The organism is Mycobacterium sp. smrl_JER01, from assembly GCF_048513595.2.
Lineage (GTDB): Bacteria > Actinomycetota > Actinomycetes > Mycobacteriales > Mycobacteriaceae > Mycobacterium.
In genome coordinates this window covers 5,634,646-5,656,603 of sequence record NZ_JBLXXK020000001.1, presented here as the reverse complement: position 1 = coordinate 5,656,603, position 21,958 = coordinate 5,634,646, and the positions used below count along the sequence as shown (strand labels likewise).

Here is a 21,958-nt window from a genome sequence, read left to right as displayed (position 1 = left end):
TGCCGGATCGATTGCCGCCGAACTGCAGATACTGGCAGAGACCGCAGTCACGCCGAGCCGGCCGGCCGCAGCCCGCACCACGACGCACCGTCAACCACCGACCGGCGACCTCGGACGGGGTCATCTGAGAAACGAAGGAACGCCATGAAAGTCACGATCGAGAACCTCAGCCTCGCCTACGGAGGCAACACGGTCGTCAAGGACCTGGACCTGGAGATCAACGACGGCGAGTCGTTGGTGCTACTCGGCCAGTCCGGCTGCGGCAAGACCAGCACCATGCGCTGTGTCGCGGGGCTGGAGACACCGAACGTCGGCCGCATCACGATCGGTGACCGTGTCGTCCATGACAGCGATACCGGCAAGTCGGTTCCTCCCTACAAGCGCAACGTCGGCATGGTGTTCCAGTCGTACGCGGTGTGGCCACACAAGACCGTGTTCGAGAACGTCGCGTTCTCGCTGCGGATGCAGAAGGTCTCCCGATCCGACACCGCTGCCCGTGTCGGGGAGGCGCTCGATCTCGTCGGCCTCGGGGACTTCGCCTCCCGCGGCGCAAGCCTGCTCTCCGGCGGACAGATGCAGCGCGTCGCGCTGGCCCGCAGCCTGGTCATGCGGCCGAGCGTGCTGATGCTCGACGAGCCGCTGTCGAACCTCGACGCACGGCTGCGTGAACGGCTCCGGATGGAGCTGCGTGAACTGCAGTTGCGACTGGGACTCACCACCGTCTACGTCACCCACGATCAGATCGAGGCGTTCGCCCTGGCGGACCGGATCGCGCTGATGCAGAAGGGCCGCATCGTCCAGATCGGTTCTCCCGAGCAGATCTACCAGAACCCGGTCTGCGCGTCGGTCGCCGACTTCCTGGGGATCGGCAACATCTTCCGCGGGGTCGCCGGTGTCGACGGCTTCCGGTTGGCCGACTATCCGATGATCAGCGTGGATGTGGGCCGCGCCTCGGCAAGTCTTGAACCGACCATCGTCTGCCTGCGCCCGGAAGATCTTCTGGTCAGCGGAATGTCGGAGCCCAGGCCGGACGGCCAGCACTGGACCGGCCGTATCGAGGTCGCCAGCTACCAGGGTGCGTCGATCCGGTACCGCGTCACCCTCGACCACGGCCCGGAGATCGAGGCCATCGCCACCGGACACGGCAGTCCTGTTCTCGGCATCGGGGAGACGGCTTGTGTCACAGCACGTCCCGGCGCCGCGCAGGTGCTCGTCGACGATCGCGTCGACTCCCCTCCGGCGGTGACGGCATGAGCGCACCCACCACAACGCGGCCCGCGCCGCCCGCCTCAGGAGACCTGGACGTGCAGGTGCCCAACCCTCGCCGGCGCCTGAGTCGCTGGATCCCGGTGCTCCTGCAGCTCGCGGTACTGACGGTGATCGTGCTGTGCCCGATGCTGTTCATTCTGGCCGGGGCCTTCACCACCGACTCCGATCGTGAATCACTGTTCGACTTCGGCAGTTTCACCCTCGACAACTTCAGTGTCCTCGGCTCGGGCACCGCGCGCACGGCGTTGCTCAACTCTGCTGCCGTCGGGATCTGCTCGTCGATGGTGGCGCTGATCATCGGCTGCCTGTTGGCCTTCCTGGCGGCGCGCACCGACGTTCCCGGACGAAAGTTCGTGTACGGCATAGCGATTGTGCCGCTGTTCCTGCCCGCGCTCGTCGGCGCTCTGGCCTGGGCGTTGCTGGGCGGGCCCGCCACGGGCTACGTGAACCTGGCCTTGAATGCGATCGGCCTGCCGCACCTGGTCAACATCTACAGCTTCGCCGGAATGGTCCTGGTGCTGGGGCTCTACTACGCGCCGTACCCGTTCCTCATGGTGCATTCGGCGCTGTCACTGATGAACCCCGACCTCGAGGATGCGGCCAGCCTGCACGGTGCCAGGGTCAGCCAGATGCTGCGTAGGATCACATTCCCGCTGGTGATGCCGGCGATCCTCGGCTCGGCGATCCTGGTGTTCGCCCTCACGGTGGAGAACTTCCCGGTCGCCCAGGTGATCGGGGTGCCCGGCGGTGTCGACACCCTGCCCACCCTGATCTACCGGCTGATGAACGCCTCACCGGCACGGTCCAACGACGCGGCCGCCGTGGCCGTGGTGCTCACGGTGCTGCTCGTGGTCGTGGTGGCGTTCCAGCAGCGTGCGATGGGCGGCAAGCAGTACACCACCGTCAGTGGGAAGGGCGTCCGCGCCCGCTTGGTACCGCTGCGGGGGTGGCGCATCCCGGCCGCGGCCTTCGCGTGGACCTATTTCGCGCTGGCGGTCGTGCTGCCGGTGGGCGCCCTGGTGGTCGCGGCGATGCAGACCAGTCCCTATGTCGCCGACCTCGGTCAACTGACCCGGCCGGGTGCGCTGTCGCTGTGGGGGATGGGCCAGACGGTGACGAGCCCGGACTTTCATGACGTGGTGATCAACAGCGTCGTGGTCGGTGTGGCCACCGCCGCGATCGGGACCGCACTGTGCTTCGCCCTGGCCTACACCCGCTACCGGACGACGGCGCCGGGCCGCAAGCTGCTCGAATACGTGGCGATGCTGCCGCTCGCGGTGCCGGCGATCGTGCTCGGGCTGGGTCTGCTGTGGACCTGGCTGGCGTTGCCCATCCCGGTGTACGGCACGCTGGCGGTGCTGGTCATCGCGTTCGTCGCAGTCTTTCTCCCTCAGGGCTACCGTGGAGTTTCGGCGTCGATCATCCAGCTCGACAAGGATCTCGAGGACAGCGCCATCATGCTCGGCGCGCGCCGCCACCGGGCTATCACTTTCGTCACCGCTCCACTGCTGCGGGTCGGCCTGTCATCGACGTTCCTTCTGCTGCTGATGCTTTCGATGCGCGAGCTGACCGCAGCACTGTTCCTGTTCACCTCCGACACCCGCCTGTTGTCGATCGCGATCTTCGACGCCTACGACAACGGATCGTTTCAGTCGGCGGCAGAACTGAGCCTGCTCTACTGCGCGGTCATCGCCGTGCTGGCACTGCTGGCCCGTCGCTTCGGTTCCAAGGAGATCTCATGATCGGCAAAGCGTGGAGAACAGGCCTGGCTGCGTTGGTGGTCGTCGGTGCCCTGGCGGCCTGCTCGCCGCCGCCGGAGGCCCCGCCGCTCGCCAGTCCGGCGCAATCCATCCAGCGCGACGGGGCCCTCGTGATCGACGGTGAGACCATCGCCGATCCCCAGATGTGGCAGCAGGCGCAGGACGAAGGTGGTCTGGTGCTCTACAGCGGTTACACGCAGGACAGCGAAGCGACGGTCCTCGAGCAATTCGAGGCCGACACCGGCTTGGAGGTCAAGCTGATCCGGTTGACCCCGAATCGCCTGTACGAACGCCTGGTCGCCGAATACGGCGCCGGGAAGCTCAATGCCGACGTGGTGCGGATCTCCGACGCGGGGTTCGTCTCTGGGCTCAGCCGCCGCGGCGTGTTCGCCCCGTACACGCCCGCGACGGCGACAAACCTGCGTGATGACGTCGTCTTCGACGGCGGCAACTACTACCGCACCTTCGACCCGATCTACACCTTCGGATACAACACCGCGATGGTGGATGCCGACGAAGCGCCGCGCACCTGGAAGTCATTGCTGGAACCGCAGTGGGACGACAAGCTCGGGATCGCCCAGGCGGGTGCCGGCGGCAGTGCGCTCGCGTTGACCCGATTCCAGCGCGAAGTCCTCGGTGATGACTATCTGCGAGAGTATGCAAGCGGAACAAGGGTTTTCGATTCCCTCGGCGCCGAGCTGGATGCCCTGGCCCGTGGCGAGATCACGGCGGGCACTGTCGTGGTGAGCAGTGTGAACATCGCGATCAACGAGAACGCGCCGGTGACCTTCGTCGTCCCCGAGGAAGGCGTCACGGCCTATGACTACTACACGGGTCTGGCGTCGACAGCTCACAATGATGCTGCGGCCAAGGTCTTCATGAACTGGAACCTGGCCAAGCGGGGCCAGAACGTGTTGCGCGACATCGGCGAGTACTCGGTGCGCTCCGACATTCCTGCGCCGCATGTGCGGGGTGTGCAGCTGCCTGACTTCGACGATCCGCGGGTGCATCGCATCACACCGGCAGACTCGATAACCCACGCCCCGGACGATCAGAAGGCATGGAACGCGATCTTTGGTTACAACGAGTAGTGCATCTCGGCGTTGATCCGGTCCAGCAGCTGTGGGTAGCGCTTCGCCTCGCGATGGGGCCCGGGCTTTCCGCTGCTGACCACCGCGACCGACAGCGCGCGCTGCGGGTCGGCCCAGACCGCGATGTCAGTGAGGCCGGTGTGCCCGAACGCACCGGTTGCGTCCCGGCCGAACGGTCCGAAGCGCTTGGAGCCCAACATGTAGCCGGTACCCCACCGCATGGGCTGCAATCCGGTCGCGAGGTCGGGGCGTAGCCGGCGGGCCTGGGCGGTCGCGGCGCGCAGGGTGTCCGCCGACATCACCCGCACGCCGTCGAGTTCCCCACCCCGACAGAGCATCTCTGCAAAGCGAGACAGCTCGTAGGCATTGGACACGGTGTTCGACGACGGGATCACGCCGGTCAGGAAATCGGGGGTGTTGGAAAACGGGATGATCTGCTGCGGTGTTCCACCGACCGCGGCCTTGAAAGCCTTCGCGATGGGGGCCGGTAGCGGGCGCCCGGTGACATGGCTGGGTGCCACCAGCCGAACATCCTGTGCGGCAACACCGTAGTTGGTCCAGCGGAAACCCAGCGGGGTGAGGATCTCCTCGGCGAGGATGTCTCGGATGTTGCGACCCGTTGCCGCGTGGATGATCTCGCGCATCAGCGGCCCCCACGTCACACCGTGATAGATGTGGACCATCCCGGGCGGGTACACCGGTTTCATCCGGCCCAGCATCTCGCGCGCGTACTCGCTGTCGTCCATGCGCTTGAGGTCAGGCTTCGGGCCGGTGGCGAACGGGATGCCGGCGCTGTGGGTCAGCACGTGGCGGATCGTGGTGCGCTCCTTGCCGTGACCGGTGTAGGTCGGCAGGTAATCGCACACGCGGTCCTCCAGTGAGAACTGTCCGCGTTCGACGAGCAGGTGAGTGACCGTGGTGGTGATGGCCTTGGCCGCGGAGTACACGCAGAACGGAGTCTCGGTGGTGACCGGGATCTTCTCGGCGTCCGGCGCATCACGGGGGCCGTTGCCCCAGGCGTGACCGATGGCGCGGTTGAGGATCACCCGGCCGTCGCGGCGCAGGCACAGCTGGATCGCAGGGTGCATCCCCGCGCGGTACCAGTGCACGGCGGCCTGCCAGACCCGCTCGACAGCGTCGGGGTCGATGGCGGCGTGGTCTTCGGATCCCCTCGTGGTGACCGCGTCGAGGTCGGTGGGAACGTCGATCCGGCCGTCCTCGGTCAGCGCGGCCCCCCGGAGAACATGCCGCTGCCGATCGCCTGCGTCAGCTGTCCGAGCAGATCGCCGGGTCCGGGCTGTGGCGGCATCGGCGCATTGGTCAGCTGCCACACCTGGCAGTCGCTGGTGGTGAAGGTGGTGTCGGTCGGCAGGATCTCGACGAACGCCGGTTTCTTGGTCAGCCTGTTGTCGAGCAACTGGTCACCGGCGGTGCGTTTCCAGTAGCACGCGCCGTCGTCCACCGGCCCCGCGGACTGGTACACGCCGGGGACGATATCGGTGCCGACCGCATACGACCCGTTGGTGTCGATCGTGGTCCTCGCCCCGTCGACGGGCGCGGCATCAGTGGCGGGCTGAGCGGCGGCCGGTGCTGCGGCGATTAACCAGCCCGTCAGCATGGCCGCTCCCACGCCGGTAGCTTTCGTCAGCCTCATAGGAAGTCAGTCTAAGTGCTGCGGCGGCGGGTGAGAACCCGCCGCCGCGACCGAAGCGGTGCCGGGTCAGCCCGCCATGAAGGTGTCGTACGCCGACTGCAGGTCGGCGGGCAGGACCGTCACATTGCAGTTGCGCTGCGCGTCGCCCAGCGGTGCCAGAATGCCCCGCAGGTCGTAGTACTGCGCCGGGTTGGCGTTGAAATACCCGCGCAGGTTGGCCTCGGCCTCGGGCCGGGGCTGGTTCATCGCCGTGGTGACCGCCTGATTGGCGCCCGGATTGTCGGCGAGGTACTGACGCGCCTCGGCGGTCACCGAGCTGACCGTGCCGCTGAGCGCGGACGCGGTGCACTGCTCGGGCTGGGCGAGCGCCGAAGGCGCTGCCACCGTTGCTGCGGCGATGCCGCCGAACAGACACGCCGCTCCCAGACCCGCCACAGCGCGTCGGCTGCCGAGCTTCACGGGCACGTTGAATTGACTGACATTCATCATTGATGTGGTCCTTTGGATCTTGTGAATCGATTACTGCATCCCCCAACTGAAATCCAAGGTAACCGAGATGTGAAGTGCTCAAACGTCACTCGTCGACTGCGCCTCCGCGCTGACGCGGGTGTTACATTCCTGGGGCGTGACGTTGACCTCAATTCGGCCCGAACGGGGTGCGATATCGGTGCGGGGATTCTCCAAACTCTGAAGATCCTCAGAATTTGCCGCCATTACTTAAGTGATCGTGATCTGTGTCGTCACCGAATCGTGACCGCGGGAGGGGCGCGAGATAGGTTGGTGCGGTGAAACTGGACCTGCTGACGCCCGGCATCGAAGTCGGGCTCGTCACCACCGACCCCGAACCGATGGTGGCTTTCTACGAGGGATTCCTCGAACTCGAACCCCAGGGTGAGATCGACTTCGAGGGCGGCTCGCAGCGGCGCTATGCACTGGGCGGCAGTGTGCTCAAGCTCGTCACCTACCGCGTCCCGCCACCCGCGGCCGCGGCGCCGGGAGGTGGCCGCGCGCAGGCCGGACTGCGGTACTTCACGATCGGCGTCAATGGGCTGCGCGCCGTCGCCGAGGCGTTCGAAGCCTCGCCGTACGAGGTGGTGGAGCCGCTCACCGAGTTCGCGCCGGTACCCGGGATGGGGTGGATGTTCGTCGCTGATCCCGACGGCAACCACATCGAGCTCTTCGGGACCCTGTGAGCGAGCGAACGATGGGGCTGCTGTGAGCGAGCGAACGATGAGGCTGCTGTGAGCTATTCCGGCCCACCGGGCTACCCCGCTGCCCCGGTACCGACCTGCTACCGGCACCCCGACCGGCAGACCTACGTGCGATGCGCGCGCTGCAACCGGTTCATCTGCCCGGAATGCATGCGCAACGCGGCGGTGGGCCACCAGTGCGCGGATTGTGTCGGCGAGGGTGCCCGGTCGGTCCGTCCGGTGACCAATGCCGTCGGGGCCACACAGACGACGTCGACGACTCCGGTGGTGACCTACACGCTGATCGGTCTCAACCTGCTGATGTTCGCGCTGCAGATGGCGTCGCCAGATCTGGAGCGGGCACTGGGGCTGTGGTCGCCGGCGGTCGCCGACGGCGAGATCTACCGACTGCTGACCTCGGCGTTCATGCACTTCAGCATCACCCATATCGCGTTCAACATGCTGGCGCTGTACTTCGTGGGCGGACCGCTGGAGTTCGCGCTGGGCAGGGTGCGATTTGTCGCGCTCTACCTGCTCAGCGCGCTCGGCGGCTCGGTGCTGGTGTACCTGCTGACCCTGCAGGCACTCACCGCGGGGGCCTCTGGGGCGGTGTTCGGGCTGTTCGGGGCGATGTTCGTGGTGGGCCGCAAGCTCAACATGGATGTGCGGGCGGTGCTGGCCATCATCGGGCTGAACCTGGCGTTCACCTTTCTGATCCCGCTGTTCACCTCGCAGAACATCAGCTGGCAGGGCCATATCGGCGGGCTGGTGACCGGTGCCGCGGTGGCGGCGGCGTACGTGTACGCGCCGCGCGCACAGCGAAACCTGGTGCAGGGCGGCGCGACCGTCGCGGTGCTGGCGCTGTTCGTCGGGTTGGTGGTGTGGCGCACCGCCGAGCTGCGGGCGATGTTCGGACTCGCCTGACGTACCGAATCAGGGCGCTGGGCGCAGGCCCGCGCCGATCGCGATGTCCTCCAGCGCCGCCAGGTGGTCGTCGACGCCGCGCAGGCCTGCGCCCATGGTGTCCACCGACAGGTGCGATGCCCCGCACTGCGCCCATCGGCTGATCTCGGCCGCGGCGCGCTCCTGGTCTCGGCGCCACCGGACACGGCCCTCCATACCGATGGCGGACGGGTCGCGCCCGGCGGCTCGCGCGGCGGTGTCGACGGTCGCCTTGGCCGCCTCCAGTGCGGGTCCCGGACCGACCATGGGGAACCACCCGTCGGCCAGCCGACCTGCGCGAGCGTAGCCGCGGGGCGATGCGGCGCCGATCCACAGCGGGATCGGCCGCTGAACCGGCAACGGCGCGATTCCCGCCCCGGTGACGTGATGGAAGTCGCCGGCGAAGGTCACCGTCCGCGTCGTCCACAACCGCCGCAGCAGCGCCACCTGTTCCTCTGAGCGCGCACCGCGGTTGTCGAACCGTTCACCGAGCGCTTCGTACTCGACGGCGTTCCAGCCGACGCCCACCCCGAAGCGCAGCCGCCCGCCGCTGAGCAGGTCCACCTCGGCGGCCTGTTTGGCCACCAACGCCGTCTGGCGTTGCGGGAGGACGATCACACCGGTCACCAACTCGAGGGTTGTCGTGACCGCAGCCAGAAAGCCGAACAGCACCAGCGGCTCGTGAAAGGTGGTGTCGATGTCGTAGGGGCCCGTCCAGCCGGGGTGGACGGCGGGGTCGGCACCCAGCACGTGGTCGTAGGCGAGTAGGTGGGCGTACCCGAGCTCCTCGACCCGCTGACCGTAGGCGCGCACGGCCCCGGAATCGCCGCCGAACTCCGTCTGGGGGAACACCACACCGATCCGCATACAAAACAGGGTATGAGTGGGAGATGCTCGGCTTACCCGACAACATCCAGGCATGCCTGTTCGACCTCGACGGCGTGCTGACCGACACCGCGAGCGTGCACCGCCGAGCCTGGAAGGCGATGTTCGACGAGTTCCTGCAGAGCCGTGCCGAGGACGATCAGCCATACCGGCCGTTCGACGCCGGTGCCGACTACGAGAACTTCGTCGACGGAAAGCCGCGTCTGGACGGCATTCGCTCGTTTCTGGACAGCCGGGACATCGTCGCCGACGATCAGACCGTGACGCGGCTGGGGGACCGTAAGAACGCCATGTTCACCCGAACCCTGCGCACCGACGGGGTCACCGTGTTCGAAGGGTCTCGCCGGTACCTGAAGGCAGCGGCCGACGCGGGGCTGCGCCGCGCGGTGGTGTCGTCGAGCGCCAACACCAAGGAGGTCCTGGAGATCACCGGTCTCGACGTCTACGTCGAGCAGCGCGTCGACGGGGTGACGCTTCGGGAGGAGAACCTTCCCGGCAAGCCGGCGCCCGACGCGTTCCTGCGGGCCGCGCAACTGCTCGGCGTGGCCCCGGGCGACGCCGCGGTTTTCGAAGATGCCATCTCCGGGGTGGCCGCGGGCCGCGCCGGCGGGTTCGGCCTGGTGGTCGGAGTGGACCGAACCGGGCAGTCAGAAGCGTTGCGGCACAACGGCGCCGATATCGTCGTCACCGACCTCGGGGAGTTGCTTCACTGATGATGATCACCGACGAGGCCTTCCCGGTGGAGCCCTGGCAGGTCCGCGAGACCGAGCTGAGGGTGGAGTTGCTACCCCAGACCGAGTCACTGTTCGCATTGTCGAACGGACACATCGGGCTACGCGGCAACCTCGATGAAGGCGAACCGTTCGGTCTGCCCGGAACCTATCTCAACGGTTTCTACGAAACCCGGCCGTTGCCCTATGCCGAGGCCGGTTTCGGCTATCCCGAAGATGGCCAGTCCATCGTCGACGTCACCAACGGCAAACTGATCAGGCTGCTTGTCGACGACGAACCCTTCGACGTCCGCTACGGCGAGTTACACGCTCACGAGCGGGCGCTGGACCTGCGCGCGGGCACCCTGACGCGCACCGCGGACTGGACGACGCCGGCCGGCAAGCGGGTGACGGTGAACTCGACGCGGTTGGTGTCGCTGGCGCAACGCAGCCTGGCCGCCATCGAGTACGTCGTCGAAGCCGTCGACGACGTACTGCTGACGGTGCAGTCCGAACTCGTGGCCAACGAGGACCAGCCCTCCGCATCGGCTGACCCCAGGGTGGCGGCGGTGCTCACCAGACCACTGGAGGCGGTACAGCACGAACGTAGCGACCGCGGGGCGATGCTGATCCACCGCACCCGCTCCAGCGAGCTGACGATGGCGGCGGCTATGGACCACATCGTCGAAGCGCCGGGCCGGGTCGACGTCAGCGGGGACTCCGGGGACGACTGGGCGCGTACCACGGTGGTGTGCGCGCTCAAAGCCGGTGAACGGCTTCGATTGGTGAAGTATCTGGCCTACGGCTGGTCGAGCCTGCGGTCGTGCCCGGCGCTGCGCGATCAGGTCGCCGCGGCCATTGCCGGGGCCCGCTACACCGGATGGGCCGGGCTGCTGCGGTCGCAGCGCGACTATCTCGACGAATTCTGGGACTGCGCCGATGTCGAGGTCGATGGGGACGCCGACTGTCAGCAGGCGGTGCGGTTCGGGTTGTTTCACGTCCTGCAGGCCAGTGCCCGTGCCGAACGCCGGGCGATCGCCGGAAAGGGCTTGACCGGCACCGGGTACGACGGTCATTCCTTCTGGGACACCGAAGGTTTCGTGCTTCCGGTGCTGACCTACACCGCGCCGCGCGCCGCGGCTGATGCACTGCGCTGGCGTGCGTCGACGCTGGACATGGCGCGTGACCGGGCTGCCGAACTGGACCTGCGCGGCGCGAGTTTTCCGTGGCGCACCATCCGCGGTGAGGAATGTTCGGCGTACTGGCCGGCCGGCACGGCGGCGTTCCATGTCAACGCCGACATCGCGTTGGCGTTCGACCGCTACCGCGTGGTCACCGGCGACGATTCTCTGGAAAAGGATTGCGGGCTGGCAGTTCTGGTCGATACCGCGCGCCTGTGGATGTCACTGGGTCACCACGACCGGTACGGCAGATGGCGCATCGACGGGGTCACCGGTCCGGACGAGTACACCGCAGTGGTGCGCGACAACGTGTTCACCAACCTGATGGCGGCGGCGAACCTGCGCATCGCGGCGGACGCCTGCTCACGGCATCGGGACACCGCCGCCGATCTGGGGGTCGACACCGAGGAGACGGCCGCTTGGCGCGACGCCGCCGATGCGGTGCATATTCCCTACGACGAGGAGCTGGGCGTGCACCCGCAGTGCGACGGCTTCACCACGCTTCGGGAATGGGACTTCGCGGGGAACACGAAATACCCTCTGCTGCTTCATGAACCGTACGTGCGGCTCTACCCGGCACAGGTGATCAAACAGGCCGACCTGGTGCTGGCGATGCAGTGGCAGAGCAGCGCGTTCACCGACGAGCAGAAGGCCCGCAACGTCGATTACTACGAACGCCGCACCACCAGGGATTCGTCGTTGTCCGCGTGCACCCAAGCGGTGATGTGTGCCGAGGTCGGCCATCTGGAGCTGGCACACGACTACACCTACGAGGCGGCCATGATCGATCTGCGCGACCTGCACCGCAACACCGGTGACGGACTGCACCTGGCGTCCCTGGCGGGCAGCTGGACCGCGCTGGTCGCCGGATTCGGTGGACTGCGCGACGACCGTGGTGTGCTGGCGCTGGACCCACATCTGCCCGGCGGTATCTCGCGGCTGAGCTTCCGGCTGCGCTGGCGCGATTTCCGGGTGACCGTCGAGGCAGACCACGAGGAAGTGACATACCGGTTGCGGGACGGTCCCCAAGGAGTGCTGACGATCCTGCACGCCGGCGAACCGTTGGAGCTGAACACCCGGGAGCCGACCCGGGTGGCGGTGCGCCCGAAGGTCCCTCTGCTCGCTGTGCCGCGGCAACCCCCCGGCCGGGAACCGCTGCGCCGACGGCCGCCGGTCTCGGATCCGAAGGACTGATCGATGGGGTTCGCGGTGGAGCCGGCGCTCGACGAGCTGCACTCCTCGGCGCCCGAACTGTTCACCCAGGTGCGCACCCGGCTGTCGGCGGCGGCCAAGAACAGCGGCGATCCCGACGCGGCCCGGCGCATCGCGTCGAGCCGCAAACCGACCGTCGCCGCATGGGTAGTCAACGCGTTGGCACTGGACGGGTCGGCCAGAAACACACTCGCCGACCTCGGCGCCCGATTGCGGGAGGCGCACGCCGCGATGGACGGAGACGCGATCCGAACCCTGACCGCCGAGCAGCGCAGGCTCGTCGACGAGCTGACGCGCACCGCGCTGGGCCGCGCCGGTATCGCGACGCCGTCGGCGGCGCTGCGCGACGATGTGTCCGCGACGCTGCAGGCGGCCGTCGCCGACCCCGAGGTGACGGCGCGCCTGGGTCGCCTCACCAAGGCTGAGCGATGGTCGGGATTCGGTGAGTTCGGTTTCAGCGGCACGGTGTCGCAGACGCCGGCCCGGGCCGAGCGGGCGAAGCAGGAGGCCGACGCTGAGCGGGCGAAGGAGCAGGCTGAAGCCGCTCTGTCGGGGTTGCAGTCCGGGCTGTCCGAGGCGCGATCGCGCCACACCGACGCCCGCCGCCGACGGACCGCCGCCAAAGAAGCGTTGACCGCGGCCGAAGAAGCGTTGACCGCAGCCGAGGAGGCGCTGACCAGGGCTGAAGCAGCCTACGAGGCGGGCAAGCGGGCTGCGCTAGGGTGGGCTGGCATCCACGAAGGGGAGACGCGTAGATGAAGCTTCAGGTGCTGCCTTACGTCACCGTCGAGGTCGATGACCGCTTGCGGCGCCGCCTGCGCGCCGTCGGCGAGACATTCCGGGTCACGGTCCGGGCCTACCTGCGCAGTGCAGCCGACGACGTCGACGCCGCGGGCGACCGGGTCAGCGGCCTGTGCGACCGCGCGGTGCACCGGGTGGACTCGGTGGTCGCCCGGGTCAACGACCGGATCGCCCCGACCGGGGGCGGCGCCACCGCCGCCCCGACCGGGACGACCCCGCACCTTCGGGTCGTCGACGACCGGGCGTCCTGACCGAAGTCCGTATCAGACGCGTGCCGGGCCGCTTCTGCCCCCGACGAAGAACGATCCGACCAGGACCACCAGCCCGACCACCGCCACCGGGATGGCCCAGGAGCGGCGCGAAGACAGGGCCGACTCGCAGGCCGCCGCGTAGTCGGTGTGCGGGACGATCTCGTTGAGGATCGGCAGGTTGGCCAGATTTCCACTGTCGGCGTCCCGGGCGGCCGACAGGTCGGCGGCGATCGCGTTGCCGCAGCCGATGCTGCCGTCGGGTCCAGGGATGCTCACCGGTATCAACAGGGCGATAAAGCCCACCAACAGCACCGCCGCGCCGGCGATCATGACTATCCTTCGCACATTCATGGCAGCCTTTGTGCCCCAGTTCCGCGGCGCCGAAACAAGATCGATCAGTAGCCCGACGACCGGACTGGGCGCTGCGCCGGTAAGTGTGCTGTCCTTGTCGGGTGATCGGCCATGGTCTTACCGTGCTGCTGGCGTTCCTCGCCGCGGTGTTCCTCGCTATCGGGATAGTGGTGCGGCAGCGGGCGACTCTGGACGTGCCTGCAGAGCACGGTGTGAGCGCCGTGATGTTCCAGACGCTGGTGCGCAGACCATTGTGGTGGGCGGGCACCGCGGCCGCCGTGGCCGGGTATCTGTTCCAGGCCCTCGCGCTCTCCACCGGCTCGCTGCTGCTGGTACAGCCCATCCTGGTCTCGGCGCTGCTGTTCGCCTTGCCGCTGAGCGCCCGGCTGGCGCACCGCCGGGTGACGCGCGCCGAATGGGCCTGGGCGTTGCTGCTCACCGCCGCGCTGGCGGTGTTCGTGGTGCTCGCCAAGGCCAGCCCAGGCGACTACGAGGCGTCGCTGTCCACGTCGGCCGTGGTGGCGCTGGTGTGCACGGCCGCGGTGTTGGGCTGCGTCATCGTCGCGGTACGCATCGTCGGATGGATCCGTGCGGTGCTGCTGGCCGTCGCCGTCGGGGTGCTGTTCGGCGTGGTGGCGGTGTTGACGAAGCTGGTCATGCATGTGCTGACCCACGAGGGGGTCACCGCCGTGCTGACCACACCGGTGCTCTACCTGCTGGCCATCCTCGGCGTGGTGGCCACCCTGCTACAGCAGTCGGCCTTCCATGCCGGGTCGTTGCAGACCTCGGTCCCGACCATGCTGGTGCTCGAGCCGATGGTCGCCGTCGTCCTCGGGGCGGTCGTCCTGGGCGAGCACCTGAACGTCAGCGGGTGGGACGCGGTCGCGATCGCGGTGTCGACGCTGGCGATGGTGGCCGGGACCATCGCGTTGGGACGCGACGAAGGGGCCTACGAGGAGCTGCTGGAGGCCGACAAGGCGGGCAGCGCTCAGGCCGCCGCGGGCAACCGGTAACCGCGGTCGCGGGCCAGTCCGGACAGCGCGTCGCGCAGCTGCTTGCGGCCGCGGTGCAGCCGCGACATCACGGTGCCCAGCGGCGCGCCGGTCAACTCCGCGATCTCCCGGAACTTGCGTCCCTCGATGTCGGCGTAATAGACCGCGGTGCGGTACTTCTCGGGAAGCGAGCGCATCGCCGCGGCGACCGCGGGGTCGCCGGCGAGCGCGAGTTCCTCGGTGGACGGCGATGCGCCGCCGCTGCCGTGGGCGAACCACTGCCCGTCGGTGAACTCGTCGGTGAACTGCAGCTTCGGGCGGTGCTGCTGCCTGCGGTAGGCGCTGATGTGGGTGTTGACCATGATCCGGTACAGCCAGCCCACGAGGTTGGTGCCCTCCTGGAAGGTGCCGAAGGCGGCGTACGCCTTGGCTGCGGTCTCCTGCAGCAGGTCCTCGGCATCGGTGTGGTCGCGCGTGAGTTTGACGGCGTGCCGGTACAGACCGGCGATCAGAGGCACTGCATCGCGCTCGAAACGTTCGTCGAGCCGGCGGTCGAGGCGGGTATTGGGCATGCCTAAACTCTGGCGCGACGGCGTCGTGCAGTCTGCCCGGCTGGCCTCCACATCGCTTCCGGAGAACCGCACCGGCGACTACCGGTTAACCCCCACTCCATGAGGACCAGCGACCGATTGCGACGGTGATGACCGGGCCGTCGAGTTCGACGCGCTGATACTGCGGATACTTGGCGCGCAGCTGAGCGTAACCGGTGGCCAGCTCCACGCCGCTGCGGTGGATGGTGGCGATGCCGTCCGCGCGCACCCACCACAGCTGTGACCAGTCGTCGGTGTAATGGTCGACCAGCAGGCTCACCGCGGGGTTGTTCTCGATGTTGACCAGCCGGCGCAGCCGCTGGGTGGACTTCGGTTTGGCATCGATGGCGGTGTACAGGATGTCGGCGGCCGGCTCGGACAGGGCGAACACCACCGGGACCACGTGGGGGACGGCGTCGGGTCCGGCGGTGGCCAGCATCGCCACCGGTGCCGCGGCGAATGCGGCGCGTGCATCACGATCCTCGAATGTCGCCATCTCCCCAGGGTAGGGTCCGTCCAGCTGGTTGGATTCGTTCACCAGCCGGTCGTGGGGTGGTAACCGCCGCGCCACGGTGCGGCCTCCTGCTCATCGGAAGGTTCGGCAATGAACACGTCACGGCACACCTTGCGGTCACCGATCCGGGTCCTCTGCCTCGCCGCGTCGGCGCTGCTGGTCGGCGGCGCCGTGGCCTGCGCACCCCCCGAGCGGGACAATTCCAACGCCCAGACCGAGTCGGGGGTCAACGCCGCCGAGGCCACCTCGGCGGCGGACTTCGGCGGCATGGAGGGCCTGATCGAGGCTGCCAAGGCCGAGGGTGAGCTCAATGTGATTGCCCTGCCGCCGGATTGGGCCAACTACGGCGCGATCATCACGGCGTTCTCCGACAAGTACGGCATCAAGGTCAACTCTGCGCAGCCGGACGCGTCCAGCCAGGACGAGATCAACGCGGCCAACCAGCAGAAGGGGCGCAGCACCGCGCCTGATGTGTTCGACCTCGGGCAGTCGGTGGCGCTGGCCAACACGGCGATGTTCGCGCCGTACCGGGTGGAGACCTTCGACGACATCCCGGAGGCGTTCAAGGACCCCGACGGCACCTGGGTCAACGACTACGGCGGCTATATGTCCATCGGTTTCGACTCGTCGAAGGTGCCGCCGGTGAACAGCGTCGACGATCTGCTCAAACCCGAGTACCAGGGCAAGGTCGCGCTCAACGGGGACCCGACGCAGGCCGGTGCCGCGTTCTCCGGCGTCGTCATGGTGGCGTTGTCGCAGGGCGGCTCGGCCGACGACATCGCCCCCGGGGTGGAGTTCTTCCGCAAGCTCAAGCAGGCGGGCAACTTCCTGCCGGTCGATCCGACGCCGGCGACCATCGGGTCCGGCCAGACGCCGGTGGTCATCGACTGGAACTACACCAACTCGGCCGAGACGAAGAAGCTCCCGTCCTGGACGGTGGTGGTGCCGCCGGAGAACCCGGTGGCCGGTTACTACTATCAGGCGATCAACAAGGACGCCCCGCATCCGGCGGCAGCGCGGCTGTGGCAGGAGTTCCTCTACAGCGACGAGGGGCAGAATCTGTTCGCCGAGGGTGGTGTCCGTCCGGTGCGGGCCGACAACATGCTCACCGACGGCACGCTGGACCCCGCGGTGGCCGCGGCGATTCCGGTCGTCGACGGACCGGTCACGGTGCCGACGCCCGAGCAGACCGAAGCGGCGTCGAAGTACCTCGCCGACAACTGGGCCGCCGCGATTGGCTGACGTCACACTCGGCCGCCGGTTGCGGGATTCGCTGCCGCTGCTGCCGTTTCTGACCGTCGTGGTGATCTTCCTGGTCATCCCGACGGTCACCGTCGTCGTGAGTGCGGTGTACAGCGACGGGGTGTTCAGCCTGGACCGGATCGCCGCGCTGTTCACCGGGACGGCGTTGTCGGCGTTGCGCGACAGCGTGCTGCTCTCCGGGGCGACCGCCCTGCTCGGTGCCGCGCTCGGAGCGGTGATGGCCTGGTTGATCGTCAGCAGCCCGGCCACCTCGATGTTGCGGCGTGCGGTGCTCTCGCTGTGCAGTGTGCTGGCCCAGTTCGGTGGTGTGGCATTGGCGTTCGCGTTCCTGGCCACCGTCGGCCTGAACGGGGTGCTGACCCTGTGGGTGCAGCAGGTGTTCGGTTTCAACCTGGCCGGATCGGGATGGCTCTACAGCCTGAGCGGACTGATCCTGGTGTACACCTATTTCCAGATCCCGCTGATGGTGATCGTGTTCATCCCCGCGCTCGAGGGGTTGCGGGCGCAGTGGCGCGAAGCGGCGGTCAGCCTCGGCGCGTCGACCTGGGCGTACTGGCGCGAGGTGGCGATCCCGCTGTTGACCCCGGCGTTCCTGGGCTCGGCATTGTTGTTGTTCGCCAACGCATTCGCCGCCTACGCCACCGCGGCTGCCCTGGTCAGCCAGGGCAGCCCGATCCTGCCGCTGCTGATCCGCGCCTCGCTGGTCAGCGAGGTGGTGCTCGGACAGGCCGGTTTCGCCTACGCCCTGGCACTGGAGATGATCGTCGTGGTGGCGCTGGTGATGGCCGCCTACAACCTGCTGGTGCGGCGCAGTTCGAGGTGGCTGGCATGAAACGGGCCGGGCGCGGGCTGCTGTGGGTGATGTTCGGCCTGTTCTTCCTGTTCCCGCTCTACGCGATGGCCGACTTCTCCACCCGGAATCTGATCGGCGGCGGCCGGACGTGGCAGGCGTGGGCGAATCTCGTCACCGACGAAGCGCTCTACCGGTCGATCGTGGTGTCGCTCTCGCTGGCCGTTCTCACCGTCGCCGCCATGCTGATACTGCTGGTGCCGACCATGATCTGGGTGCGGTTGCGGGCCCCGTGGGCGAAAGGGCTGGTGGAGTTCCTGTGCCTGCTGCCCCTGACGATTCCGGCATTGGTGATCGTGGTCGGCCTGCGCAACGTCTACCTGTGGGTCACCTATTTTCTGGGCGAGTCCGCCCTGACGCTGACGTTCGTCTACGTGATCGTCGTGCTGCCGTTCGCCTACCGGGCCATCGACGCCGCGCTGTCGGCGATCGACCTGCGGACACTGTCGGAGGCGGCCAGATCGCTGGGCGCGGGTTGGCGCACGACCATCACCTCGGTGATCGTGCCCAACATCTGGTCGGGAATCCTGTCGGCGGCCTTCATCTCCATCGCCGTGGTGCTCGGTGAGTTCACCATCGCGTCCCTGTCGGGGTACGAGACATTGCAGGTGCAGATCGTGCTGATCGGGAAGAGCGACGGACCGACCTCCGTCGCGGCATCGCTGGCCACCCTGTTGTTCGGCTTCGCCCTGCTGCTGATTCTGTCGCTGGTCACCCGGGGACGACGCCATGTGGGGGTGACGATATGACCAATCAGGGAGTCGGGGTCGAACTCGACGATCTCACCCGTGTCTACGGGGAGACCAAGGCGCTCGACGGGTTGACGCTGCACATCGAACCCGGCGAACTGGTCGCGTTGCTGGGACCTTCCGGCTGCGGGAAGACCACCGCGCTGCGCATTCTCGCCGGTCTCGACGAGGCGACGTCGGGCACGGTGTCGGTGGACGGAGTCGACGTCGGCACGGTGCCCGCCAACAAGCGCGATATGGGCATGGTGTTTCAGGCTTACAGCCTGTTCCCGCACCTGACGGTGCTCGACAACGTCGCCTTCGGATTGAAGATGCGCGGGAAAGCCAAGCGGGACAGGTTGTCCCGGGCTACCGAGATGCTCGAGCTGGTGGGTCTGGCGAAGATGGGCGGCCGGTACGCCAAAGAGCTGTCGGGGGGACAGCAGCAGCGCGTGGCGCTGGCGCGCGCGCTGGCGATCCGGCCGCGGGTGTTGCTGCTCGACGAACCGCTCTCGGCGCTCGACGCCAAGGTCCGCACCCAGTTGCGCGACGAGATCCGGCGCGTTCAGCTCGAGGTCGGCACGACCACCCTGTTCGTCACCCACGATCAGGAGGAGGCGCTGGCCGTCGCCGACCGGGTCGGGGTGATGAACCAGGGCAGGCTTGAACAGCTGGCCGCGCCCGCCGATCTGTACGCCAATCCGGCCACCCCGTTCGTCGCCGACTTCGTCGGCCTCAACAACAAGGTCCCGGCGCGGGTCATCCACGCGACCGCGAGCCTGCTGGGCACCTCGACGACGGCGTTACCGGGGTCGGTGCAGGGGGAGGGGCTGGCGATGGTGCGCCCCGAGTCGATCACCGTCGCCGCCGACCCGCGCGGGGCAGCCACGGTCGGTTCGGTGTCGTTCCTCGGGGCGATCTCGCGGGTGCACATCGGCCTGCCGGACGGCTCGACGGTCACCGCTCAGCTCGCCAGTACCGCCGCGCGGGCCTTGGCGCCCGGTGACCGGGTGACCGTTGGCATCGACGCGGTCGGGGTGCTGGTCACACGTCCTTGACCGGTTCGATCCCGAGGTCGCGGTAGGTCACCAGAGCGTGGAAGGGCACGTTGCGTGCGGCAAAGCGCGCCGCGGCGACGTCGCCGCGGTCGACCATCGGGATCACACCGGTGACGACCACCCCGAGCGGGGTGATGCGTTCGAGGGCCTGCTCGGTGGATCCGCCGGTGCTGATCACGTCGTCGACCAGCAGGACCCGGGTACCCGGCTGCAGCCGGGTACCCTCGACCCACTGCTCGCGGCCCCGCGACTTCTGTTCCTTGCGCACCGAGAACCACGCCTTGCCGGTGACCATCGCGACGCCGTGCGCGAGCGGGTCGGCGCCCATGGTGAGGCCGCCGACGGCGTCGAACTCGATCCCGCGGGCCGCGGCGAGGTCGGCCACCGCCCTGGACACGATCGTGAGACGCTCGCCGGTGTCGACGGCGTACTTGCCGTCGATGTAGTCGTGGCTGAGCTGACCGCTGGCCAGCTTGAACGGTTCCTCGCGCCGTTCGTGACCGCGGGTGCGGATCAGTTCGAACGCGGCGTGCCAGGTCGGTGGGCGGTCGGTCTCGGCGGGCATATCGGGCATCGTAGATCAGCCGTTACGTGCCCGTTGCGCCAACTCGACCGTGGCCGAACGTAATTCGTCGATCGATCGGATCGGTTCGGCGTAACCGATGCGGGCGTAGGCGATCCCCCGAGGTGTGCTCAGCCGCAGGTCGAGTCCGTAGCGGTCGGCGCCGGTGCACAGCGCCGACTCGGCGTCGGGATAACCGCCCAGCGTCCGGGCCATCGCGGTCAGCGAGTCGGCGTGGTCGGCGTTGAGGTGTGCGATCGCACCGGCCGCCCGCGGTGCCACCGGATCGGGTTCGGCCTGCAGGTATTCGCCACCGCTGGTCGAATCCATCCGGCCGTAGCCGCCCACCCAGCGCACCCGGGCCACCCGCAGCACCCACAGCGTGAAATCGCTGTAGTCGATGTAGTACTTGGCGGCCGCGACCGCCGACAGATGGGCCGTGCGGGCCGCTTGGTGTTCGTCGCCCTCAGGCACCTCGACCCGGCCGGCCAGCGTCACCCTGGCGCTGGCCAGCGGATCGGTGTCGGTCGACGGCGCGACGATCGAGATGCTGGCCCTGGGATCGGCTGCCAGGTTGCGGCCGTGCTCGGCGAGATTCGACACACACAACACCGGCGCGCCGCCGAGCAGACCGTAAGTGATGAAGGACGCCCACGGGTCCCCCTCGGTGGTGAGGCTCGCCAGCGTGGCGGTGTGCGTCGAGGCCGCGATGGTCCTGGCCTCCTCGGCCGCCGACGGGCGCGCGGAGCGGGCCGGATCGGTCAGGGGCGGCGGTACGGTGGGCGCATCGCCCGGGTCGCCGTGATCACGAGTCGCACCGCCGGACGTCACGACGGCACCCTATCGCGTGGGCTCCGCCCCGGCCCAAACTGACGCTTTCGTCGATTGTGCTGTTTGCCCGGCCACGGCAATCGACGCGGGCCTGTGACGCGATGTGCGAGAATTGCGGCAGTTCCCCACCTCGTGACAGCGACGAATCCTCCGGAGATGGAGGTGCCATGCCCGGCCCCGCACTGCGCACTCTCGCGGTTGCCGGTGCGCTGACCGTGACCGGTGTCTTCGGCGGGGTGACCGCGATTCCGGCTGTCGCCGAGCCCGGGGACACCGACTCGTCCAGCCAGCAGTCCGAAGGTCCGGGCGGCCAGGGGTCCGGCGACACCGGCGGGACCGGCGGGACCGACGGGACCGGCGGTGGCAGTTCGGCACCGTCCGGCCAGCCCGACGATTCCGCGGGTCCGGTCGACGACGATTCCGACGATTCCGACGATCCGGACGAGGACGCTTCCCGCGTCCCCGAACCCACCCGCATCCAGGAATCGGATGCGGGAACGGGTAGCTCGGGCAGCCGCACCGAGCCGCCCGCGCAGAAGCCGCGGCCCGCTCCCGCGCTGCGGGAATCGCCGTTCAGCAGTTCGGTCTCGGTGCCGTTCTTCCGGTTACCCGCCGCCGGGGAGATCCCGATGGGCGGCTGGCCCACGCCCTCGACGTTCTACACCACGGTGACGATCCCGGTGCCCACGCTCGGTGACTTCCTGCGGGCTCTGCAGATCGTCCCCACCCCGGCCCCGGCCCCACCCGGGCCGGCGTTCCGCACCCAGGAGGAGGCGCCGGTCGCCGACGCCACCACGGGCACCGCCGGTGGAGGTGGCCCAGGCACCTATTCCGAGCCGATGGTGTTCCGCGCCCCACTGGTCACCGTGCCCCGCACCGGCACAATCGCCGGCAGGACCGTCCGGGCCGAGCCCGGGACACCCGGCGCCACCGTCGGGCCCGGCATCACCCAACCGGGGGCAGCCGGGGTACGGACACCGGCGATACGCGGCTCGGTGCCGCCGACACCCGGTGCGACGGCCCCGCCGGCGGCGACCGCGATGAGCGGTCAGACCACCAGGGTGGGTGCCTACCCGCGCGGCGTGACGAACCCGACCCTCGCCGAGATCGCGGCCGTGGCACTGCCCGGCGCGGCCGGGCTGCTGTTCCTGACCTTCAGCGGAGGGGTGATCGGCTACCGGCAGGCCAACAGCACCCGCTTTGTCAGGACGGCGGGAGCCGAGCGCTTCCTGCCCTGAGAAGAATCGCGCGTGATTCCTTTCCGGGCGAGCTG

The 21,958-nt window shown here is 68.4% G+C and carries 24 protein-coding genes; 15 read left to right on the top strand and 9 right to left on the bottom strand.

Going from position 1 to position 21,958, the window contains the following annotated elements; translation table 11 throughout:
- Positions 1-144 precede the first annotated feature (144 nt).
- Genes ACNUDN_RS26670 through ACNUDN_RS26660 form a run of 3 tightly spaced genes read left to right on the top strand, consistent with a single transcriptional unit; the run spans position 145 to position 4,120 of the window.
- Complete coding sequence (locus tag ACNUDN_RS26670; RefSeq protein ID WP_419124690.1) at positions 145-1,254, top strand: ABC transporter ATP-binding protein; 1,110 nt, start codon at positions 145-147, stop codon at positions 1,252-1,254.
- Positions 1,251-3,011: an ABC transporter permease gene (locus ACNUDN_RS26665; RefSeq protein WP_419124689.1), complete on the top strand. Its 1,761-nt coding sequence runs from the start codon at positions 1,251-1,253 to the stop codon at positions 3,009-3,011. Before ACNUDN_RS26670 ends, ACNUDN_RS26665 begins: the two co-directional genes overlap by 4 nt.
- Complete coding sequence (locus ACNUDN_RS26660) at positions 3,008-4,120, top strand: ABC transporter substrate-binding protein (RefSeq protein WP_419124688.1); 1,113 nt, start codon at positions 3,008-3,010, stop codon at positions 4,118-4,120. Before ACNUDN_RS26665 ends, ACNUDN_RS26660 begins: the two co-directional genes overlap by 4 nt.
- Here ACNUDN_RS26660 and lipE read toward each other — a convergent pair.
- The 3 genes from lipE to ACNUDN_RS26645 all read right to left on the bottom strand — a co-directional run bounded on the left by lipE (position 4,108) and on the right by ACNUDN_RS26645 (position 6,263).
- Entirely contained in the window at positions 4,108-5,346 is a 1,239-nt protein-coding gene (lipE, locus tag ACNUDN_RS26655; protein WP_419125327.1) for a lipase LipE, read from the bottom strand. The genes ACNUDN_RS26660 and lipE overlap by 13 nt on opposite strands.
- Entirely contained in the window at positions 5,343-5,774 is a 432-nt protein-coding gene (locus ACNUDN_RS26650) for an Rv1352/Rv1906c domain-containing protein (protein WP_419124687.1), read from the bottom strand. Before ACNUDN_RS26650 ends, lipE begins: the two co-directional genes overlap by 4 nt.
- A gap of 66 nt (positions 5,775-5,840) precedes the next feature.
- Positions 5,841-6,263 carry a heme-binding protein gene (locus ACNUDN_RS26645; protein WP_498450170.1) on the bottom strand — a complete coding sequence of 141 codons (423 nt, stop codon included), beginning with the start codon at positions 6,261-6,263 and terminating at the stop codon, positions 5,841-5,843.
- A gap of 296 nt (positions 6,264-6,559) precedes the next feature.
- Here ACNUDN_RS26645 and ACNUDN_RS26640 point away from each other — a divergent pair, with 296 nt between their 5' ends.
- Positions 6,560-6,967 carry a VOC family protein gene (locus ACNUDN_RS26640; protein WP_419124685.1) on the top strand — a complete coding sequence of 136 codons (408 nt, stop codon included), beginning with the start codon at positions 6,560-6,562 and terminating at the stop codon, positions 6,965-6,967.
- Between the two features lie 48 nt (positions 6,968-7,015).
- Complete coding sequence (locus ACNUDN_RS26635) at positions 7,016-7,888, top strand: rhomboid family intramembrane serine protease (RefSeq protein ID WP_419124684.1); 873 nt, start codon at positions 7,016-7,018, stop codon at positions 7,886-7,888.
- 9 nt (positions 7,889-7,897) lie between these two features.
- On the opposite strand, the gene ACNUDN_RS26630 is transcribed toward ACNUDN_RS26635, so the two are convergent.
- Complete coding sequence (locus ACNUDN_RS26630) at positions 7,898-8,773, bottom strand: LLM class F420-dependent oxidoreductase (protein ID WP_419124683.1); 876 nt, start codon at positions 8,771-8,773, stop codon at positions 7,898-7,900.
- A gap of 23 nt (positions 8,774-8,796) precedes the next feature.
- Between ACNUDN_RS26630 and ACNUDN_RS26625 the strand changes: the two genes are divergently transcribed.
- Genes ACNUDN_RS26625 through ACNUDN_RS26610 form a run of 4 tightly spaced genes read left to right on the top strand, consistent with a single transcriptional unit; the run spans position 8,797 to position 12,946 of the window.
- The gene (locus tag ACNUDN_RS26625; RefSeq protein ID WP_419124682.1) at positions 8,797-9,504 is read left to right on the top strand and encodes a beta-phosphoglucomutase family hydrolase; all 708 of its coding nucleotides are present in this window, start codon (positions 8,797-8,799) and stop codon (positions 9,502-9,504) included.
- A 2-nt stretch (positions 9,505-9,506) separates the two neighbouring features.
- Positions 9,507-11,876: a glycoside hydrolase family 65 protein gene (locus ACNUDN_RS26620; protein ID WP_419125326.1), complete on the top strand. Its 2,370-nt coding sequence runs from the start codon at positions 9,507-9,509 to the stop codon at positions 11,874-11,876.
- A gap of 3 nt (positions 11,877-11,879) precedes the next feature.
- Positions 11,880-12,653, top strand: a complete 774-nt coding sequence (locus ACNUDN_RS26615) for a hypothetical protein (RefSeq protein ID WP_419124681.1) — start codon at positions 11,880-11,882, stop codon at positions 12,651-12,653.
- On the top strand, positions 12,650-12,946 hold the full coding sequence (locus ACNUDN_RS26610) for a hypothetical protein (RefSeq protein ID WP_419124680.1): 297 nt from the start codon (positions 12,650-12,652) through the stop codon (positions 12,944-12,946). Before ACNUDN_RS26615 ends, ACNUDN_RS26610 begins: the two co-directional genes overlap by 4 nt.
- A 12-nt stretch (positions 12,947-12,958) precedes the next feature.
- Here ACNUDN_RS26610 and ACNUDN_RS26605 read toward each other — a convergent pair whose 3' ends face one another.
- Complete coding sequence (locus tag ACNUDN_RS26605) at positions 12,959-13,297, bottom strand: aminopeptidase (RefSeq protein WP_419124679.1); 339 nt, start codon at positions 13,295-13,297, stop codon at positions 12,959-12,961.
- 101 nt (positions 13,298-13,398) lie between these two features.
- On the opposite strand from ACNUDN_RS26605, the gene ACNUDN_RS26600 reads away from it, so the two are divergent.
- Entirely contained in the window at positions 13,399-14,310 is a 912-nt protein-coding gene (locus tag ACNUDN_RS26600; RefSeq protein ID WP_419124678.1) for a DMT family transporter, read from the top strand.
- On the opposite strand, the gene ACNUDN_RS26595 is transcribed toward ACNUDN_RS26600, so the two are convergent.
- Complete coding sequence (locus tag ACNUDN_RS26595) at positions 14,286-14,861, bottom strand: sigma-70 family RNA polymerase sigma factor (protein ID WP_419124677.1); 576 nt, start codon at positions 14,859-14,861, stop codon at positions 14,286-14,288. The genes ACNUDN_RS26600 and ACNUDN_RS26595 overlap by 25 nt on opposite strands.
- Before the next feature lie 85 nt (positions 14,862-14,946).
- Positions 14,947-15,375 (bottom strand): TIGR03668 family PPOX class F420-dependent oxidoreductase, encoded by a 429-nt coding sequence (locus ACNUDN_RS26590; protein WP_419124676.1) that lies wholly within the window; start codon positions 15,373-15,375, stop codon positions 14,947-14,949.
- A gap of 108 nt (positions 15,376-15,483) precedes the next feature.
- Between ACNUDN_RS26590 and ACNUDN_RS26585 the strand changes: the two genes are divergently transcribed.
- From ACNUDN_RS26585 to ACNUDN_RS26570, 4 genes are read left to right on the top strand one after another with little or no spacing between them, the layout of a single operon-like run.
- Positions 15,484-16,635 carry an ABC transporter substrate-binding protein gene (locus tag ACNUDN_RS26585; RefSeq protein WP_419124675.1) on the top strand — a complete coding sequence of 384 codons (1,152 nt, stop codon included), beginning with the start codon at positions 15,484-15,486 and terminating at the stop codon, positions 16,633-16,635.
- Positions 16,628-17,488 carry an ABC transporter permease gene (locus ACNUDN_RS26580; RefSeq protein ID WP_419124674.1) on the top strand — a complete coding sequence of 287 codons (861 nt, stop codon included), beginning with the start codon at positions 16,628-16,630 and terminating at the stop codon, positions 17,486-17,488. Before ACNUDN_RS26585 ends, ACNUDN_RS26580 begins: the two co-directional genes overlap by 8 nt.
- Positions 17,485-18,255 carry an ABC transporter permease gene (locus tag ACNUDN_RS26575; protein ID WP_419124673.1) on the top strand — a complete coding sequence of 257 codons (771 nt, stop codon included), beginning with the start codon at positions 17,485-17,487 and terminating at the stop codon, positions 18,253-18,255. The genes ACNUDN_RS26580 and ACNUDN_RS26575 overlap by 4 nt, the downstream gene beginning before the upstream one ends.
- Positions 18,252-19,292 carry an ABC transporter ATP-binding protein gene (locus ACNUDN_RS26570; RefSeq protein ID WP_419124672.1) on the top strand — a complete coding sequence of 347 codons (1,041 nt, stop codon included), beginning with the start codon at positions 18,252-18,254 and terminating at the stop codon, positions 19,290-19,292. Before ACNUDN_RS26575 ends, ACNUDN_RS26570 begins: the two co-directional genes overlap by 4 nt.
- On the opposite strand, the gene ACNUDN_RS26565 is transcribed toward ACNUDN_RS26570, so the two are convergent.
- Both ACNUDN_RS26565 and ACNUDN_RS26560 read right to left on the bottom strand, forming a co-directional pair.
- On the bottom strand, positions 19,279-19,857 hold the full coding sequence (locus ACNUDN_RS26565) for an orotate phosphoribosyltransferase (RefSeq protein ID WP_431960953.1): 579 nt from the start codon (positions 19,855-19,857) through the stop codon (positions 19,279-19,281). The two genes, ACNUDN_RS26570 and ACNUDN_RS26565, sit on opposite strands and share 14 nt — an antisense overlap.
- Positions 19,858-19,872: 15 nt before the next feature.
- Entirely contained in the window at positions 19,873-20,685 is an 813-nt protein-coding gene (locus ACNUDN_RS26560; protein WP_419124671.1) for a HugZ family pyridoxamine 5'-phosphate oxidase, read from the bottom strand.
- Positions 20,686-20,852: 167 nt separating this feature from the next.
- Here ACNUDN_RS26560 and ACNUDN_RS26555 point away from each other — a divergent pair, with 167 nt between their 5' ends.
- On the top strand, positions 20,853-21,923 hold the full coding sequence (locus ACNUDN_RS26555) for a hypothetical protein (RefSeq protein WP_419124670.1): 1,071 nt from the start codon (positions 20,853-20,855) through the stop codon (positions 21,921-21,923).
- The last annotated feature ends 35 nt before the right edge of the window (positions 21,924-21,958 follow it).

What these genes read in the sequence shown, in the direction of transcription:
- ACNUDN_RS26670 (WP_419124690.1), top strand. Translation starts at nt 145, where the DNA reads ATGAAAGTCACGATCGAGAACCTCAGCCTCGCCTACGGAGGCAACACG.
- ACNUDN_RS26665 (WP_419124689.1), top strand. Translation starts at nt 1,251, where the DNA reads ATGAGCGCACCCACCACAACGCGGCCCGCGCCGCCCGCCTCAGGAGAC.
- ACNUDN_RS26660 (WP_419124688.1), top strand. Translation starts at nt 3,008, where the DNA reads ATGATCGGCAAAGCGTGGAGAACAGGCCTGGCTGCGTTGGTGGTCGTC.
- ACNUDN_RS26650 (WP_419124687.1), bottom strand. Translation starts at nt 5,774, where the DNA reads ATGAGGCTGACGAAAGCTACCGGCGTGGGAGCGGCCATGCTGACGGGC.
- ACNUDN_RS26645 (WP_498450170.1), bottom strand. Translation starts at nt 6,263, where the DNA reads ATGATGAATGTCAGTCAATTCAACGTGCCCGTGAAGCTCGGCAGCCGA.
- ACNUDN_RS26630 (WP_419124683.1), bottom strand. Translation starts at nt 8,773, where the DNA reads ATGCGGATCGGTGTGGTGTTCCCCCAGACGGAGTTCGGCGGCGATTCC.
- ACNUDN_RS26625 (WP_419124682.1), top strand. Translation starts at nt 8,797, where the DNA reads ATGCTCGGCTTACCCGACAACATCCAGGCATGCCTGTTCGACCTCGAC.
- ACNUDN_RS26620 (WP_419125326.1), top strand. Translation starts at nt 9,507, where the DNA reads ATGATCACCGACGAGGCCTTCCCGGTGGAGCCCTGGCAGGTCCGCGAG.
- ACNUDN_RS26615 (WP_419124681.1), top strand. Translation starts at nt 11,880, where the DNA reads ATGGGGTTCGCGGTGGAGCCGGCGCTCGACGAGCTGCACTCCTCGGCG.
- ACNUDN_RS26610 (WP_419124680.1), top strand. Translation starts at nt 12,650, where the DNA reads ATGAAGCTTCAGGTGCTGCCTTACGTCACCGTCGAGGTCGATGACCGC.
- ACNUDN_RS26605 (WP_419124679.1), bottom strand. Translation starts at nt 13,297, where the DNA reads ATGAATGTGCGAAGGATAGTCATGATCGCCGGCGCGGCGGTGCTGTTG.
- ACNUDN_RS26595 (WP_419124677.1), bottom strand. Translation starts at nt 14,861, where the DNA reads ATGCCCAATACCCGCCTCGACCGCCGGCTCGACGAACGTTTCGAGCGC.
- ACNUDN_RS26590 (WP_419124676.1), bottom strand. Translation starts at nt 15,375, where the DNA reads ATGGCGACATTCGAGGATCGTGATGCACGCGCCGCATTCGCCGCGGCA.
- ACNUDN_RS26585 (WP_419124675.1), top strand. Translation starts at nt 15,484, where the DNA reads ATGAACACGTCACGGCACACCTTGCGGTCACCGATCCGGGTCCTCTGC.
- ACNUDN_RS26575 (WP_419124673.1), top strand. Translation starts at nt 17,485, where the DNA reads ATGAAACGGGCCGGGCGCGGGCTGCTGTGGGTGATGTTCGGCCTGTTC.
- ACNUDN_RS26570 (WP_419124672.1), top strand. Translation starts at nt 18,252, where the DNA reads ATGACCAATCAGGGAGTCGGGGTCGAACTCGACGATCTCACCCGTGTC.
- ACNUDN_RS26565 (WP_431960953.1), bottom strand. Translation starts at nt 19,857, where the DNA reads ATGCCCGCCGAGACCGACCGCCCACCGACCTGGCACGCCGCGTTCGAA.
- ACNUDN_RS26555 (WP_419124670.1), top strand. Translation starts at nt 20,853, where the DNA reads ATGCCCGGCCCCGCACTGCGCACTCTCGCGGTTGCCGGTGCGCTGACC.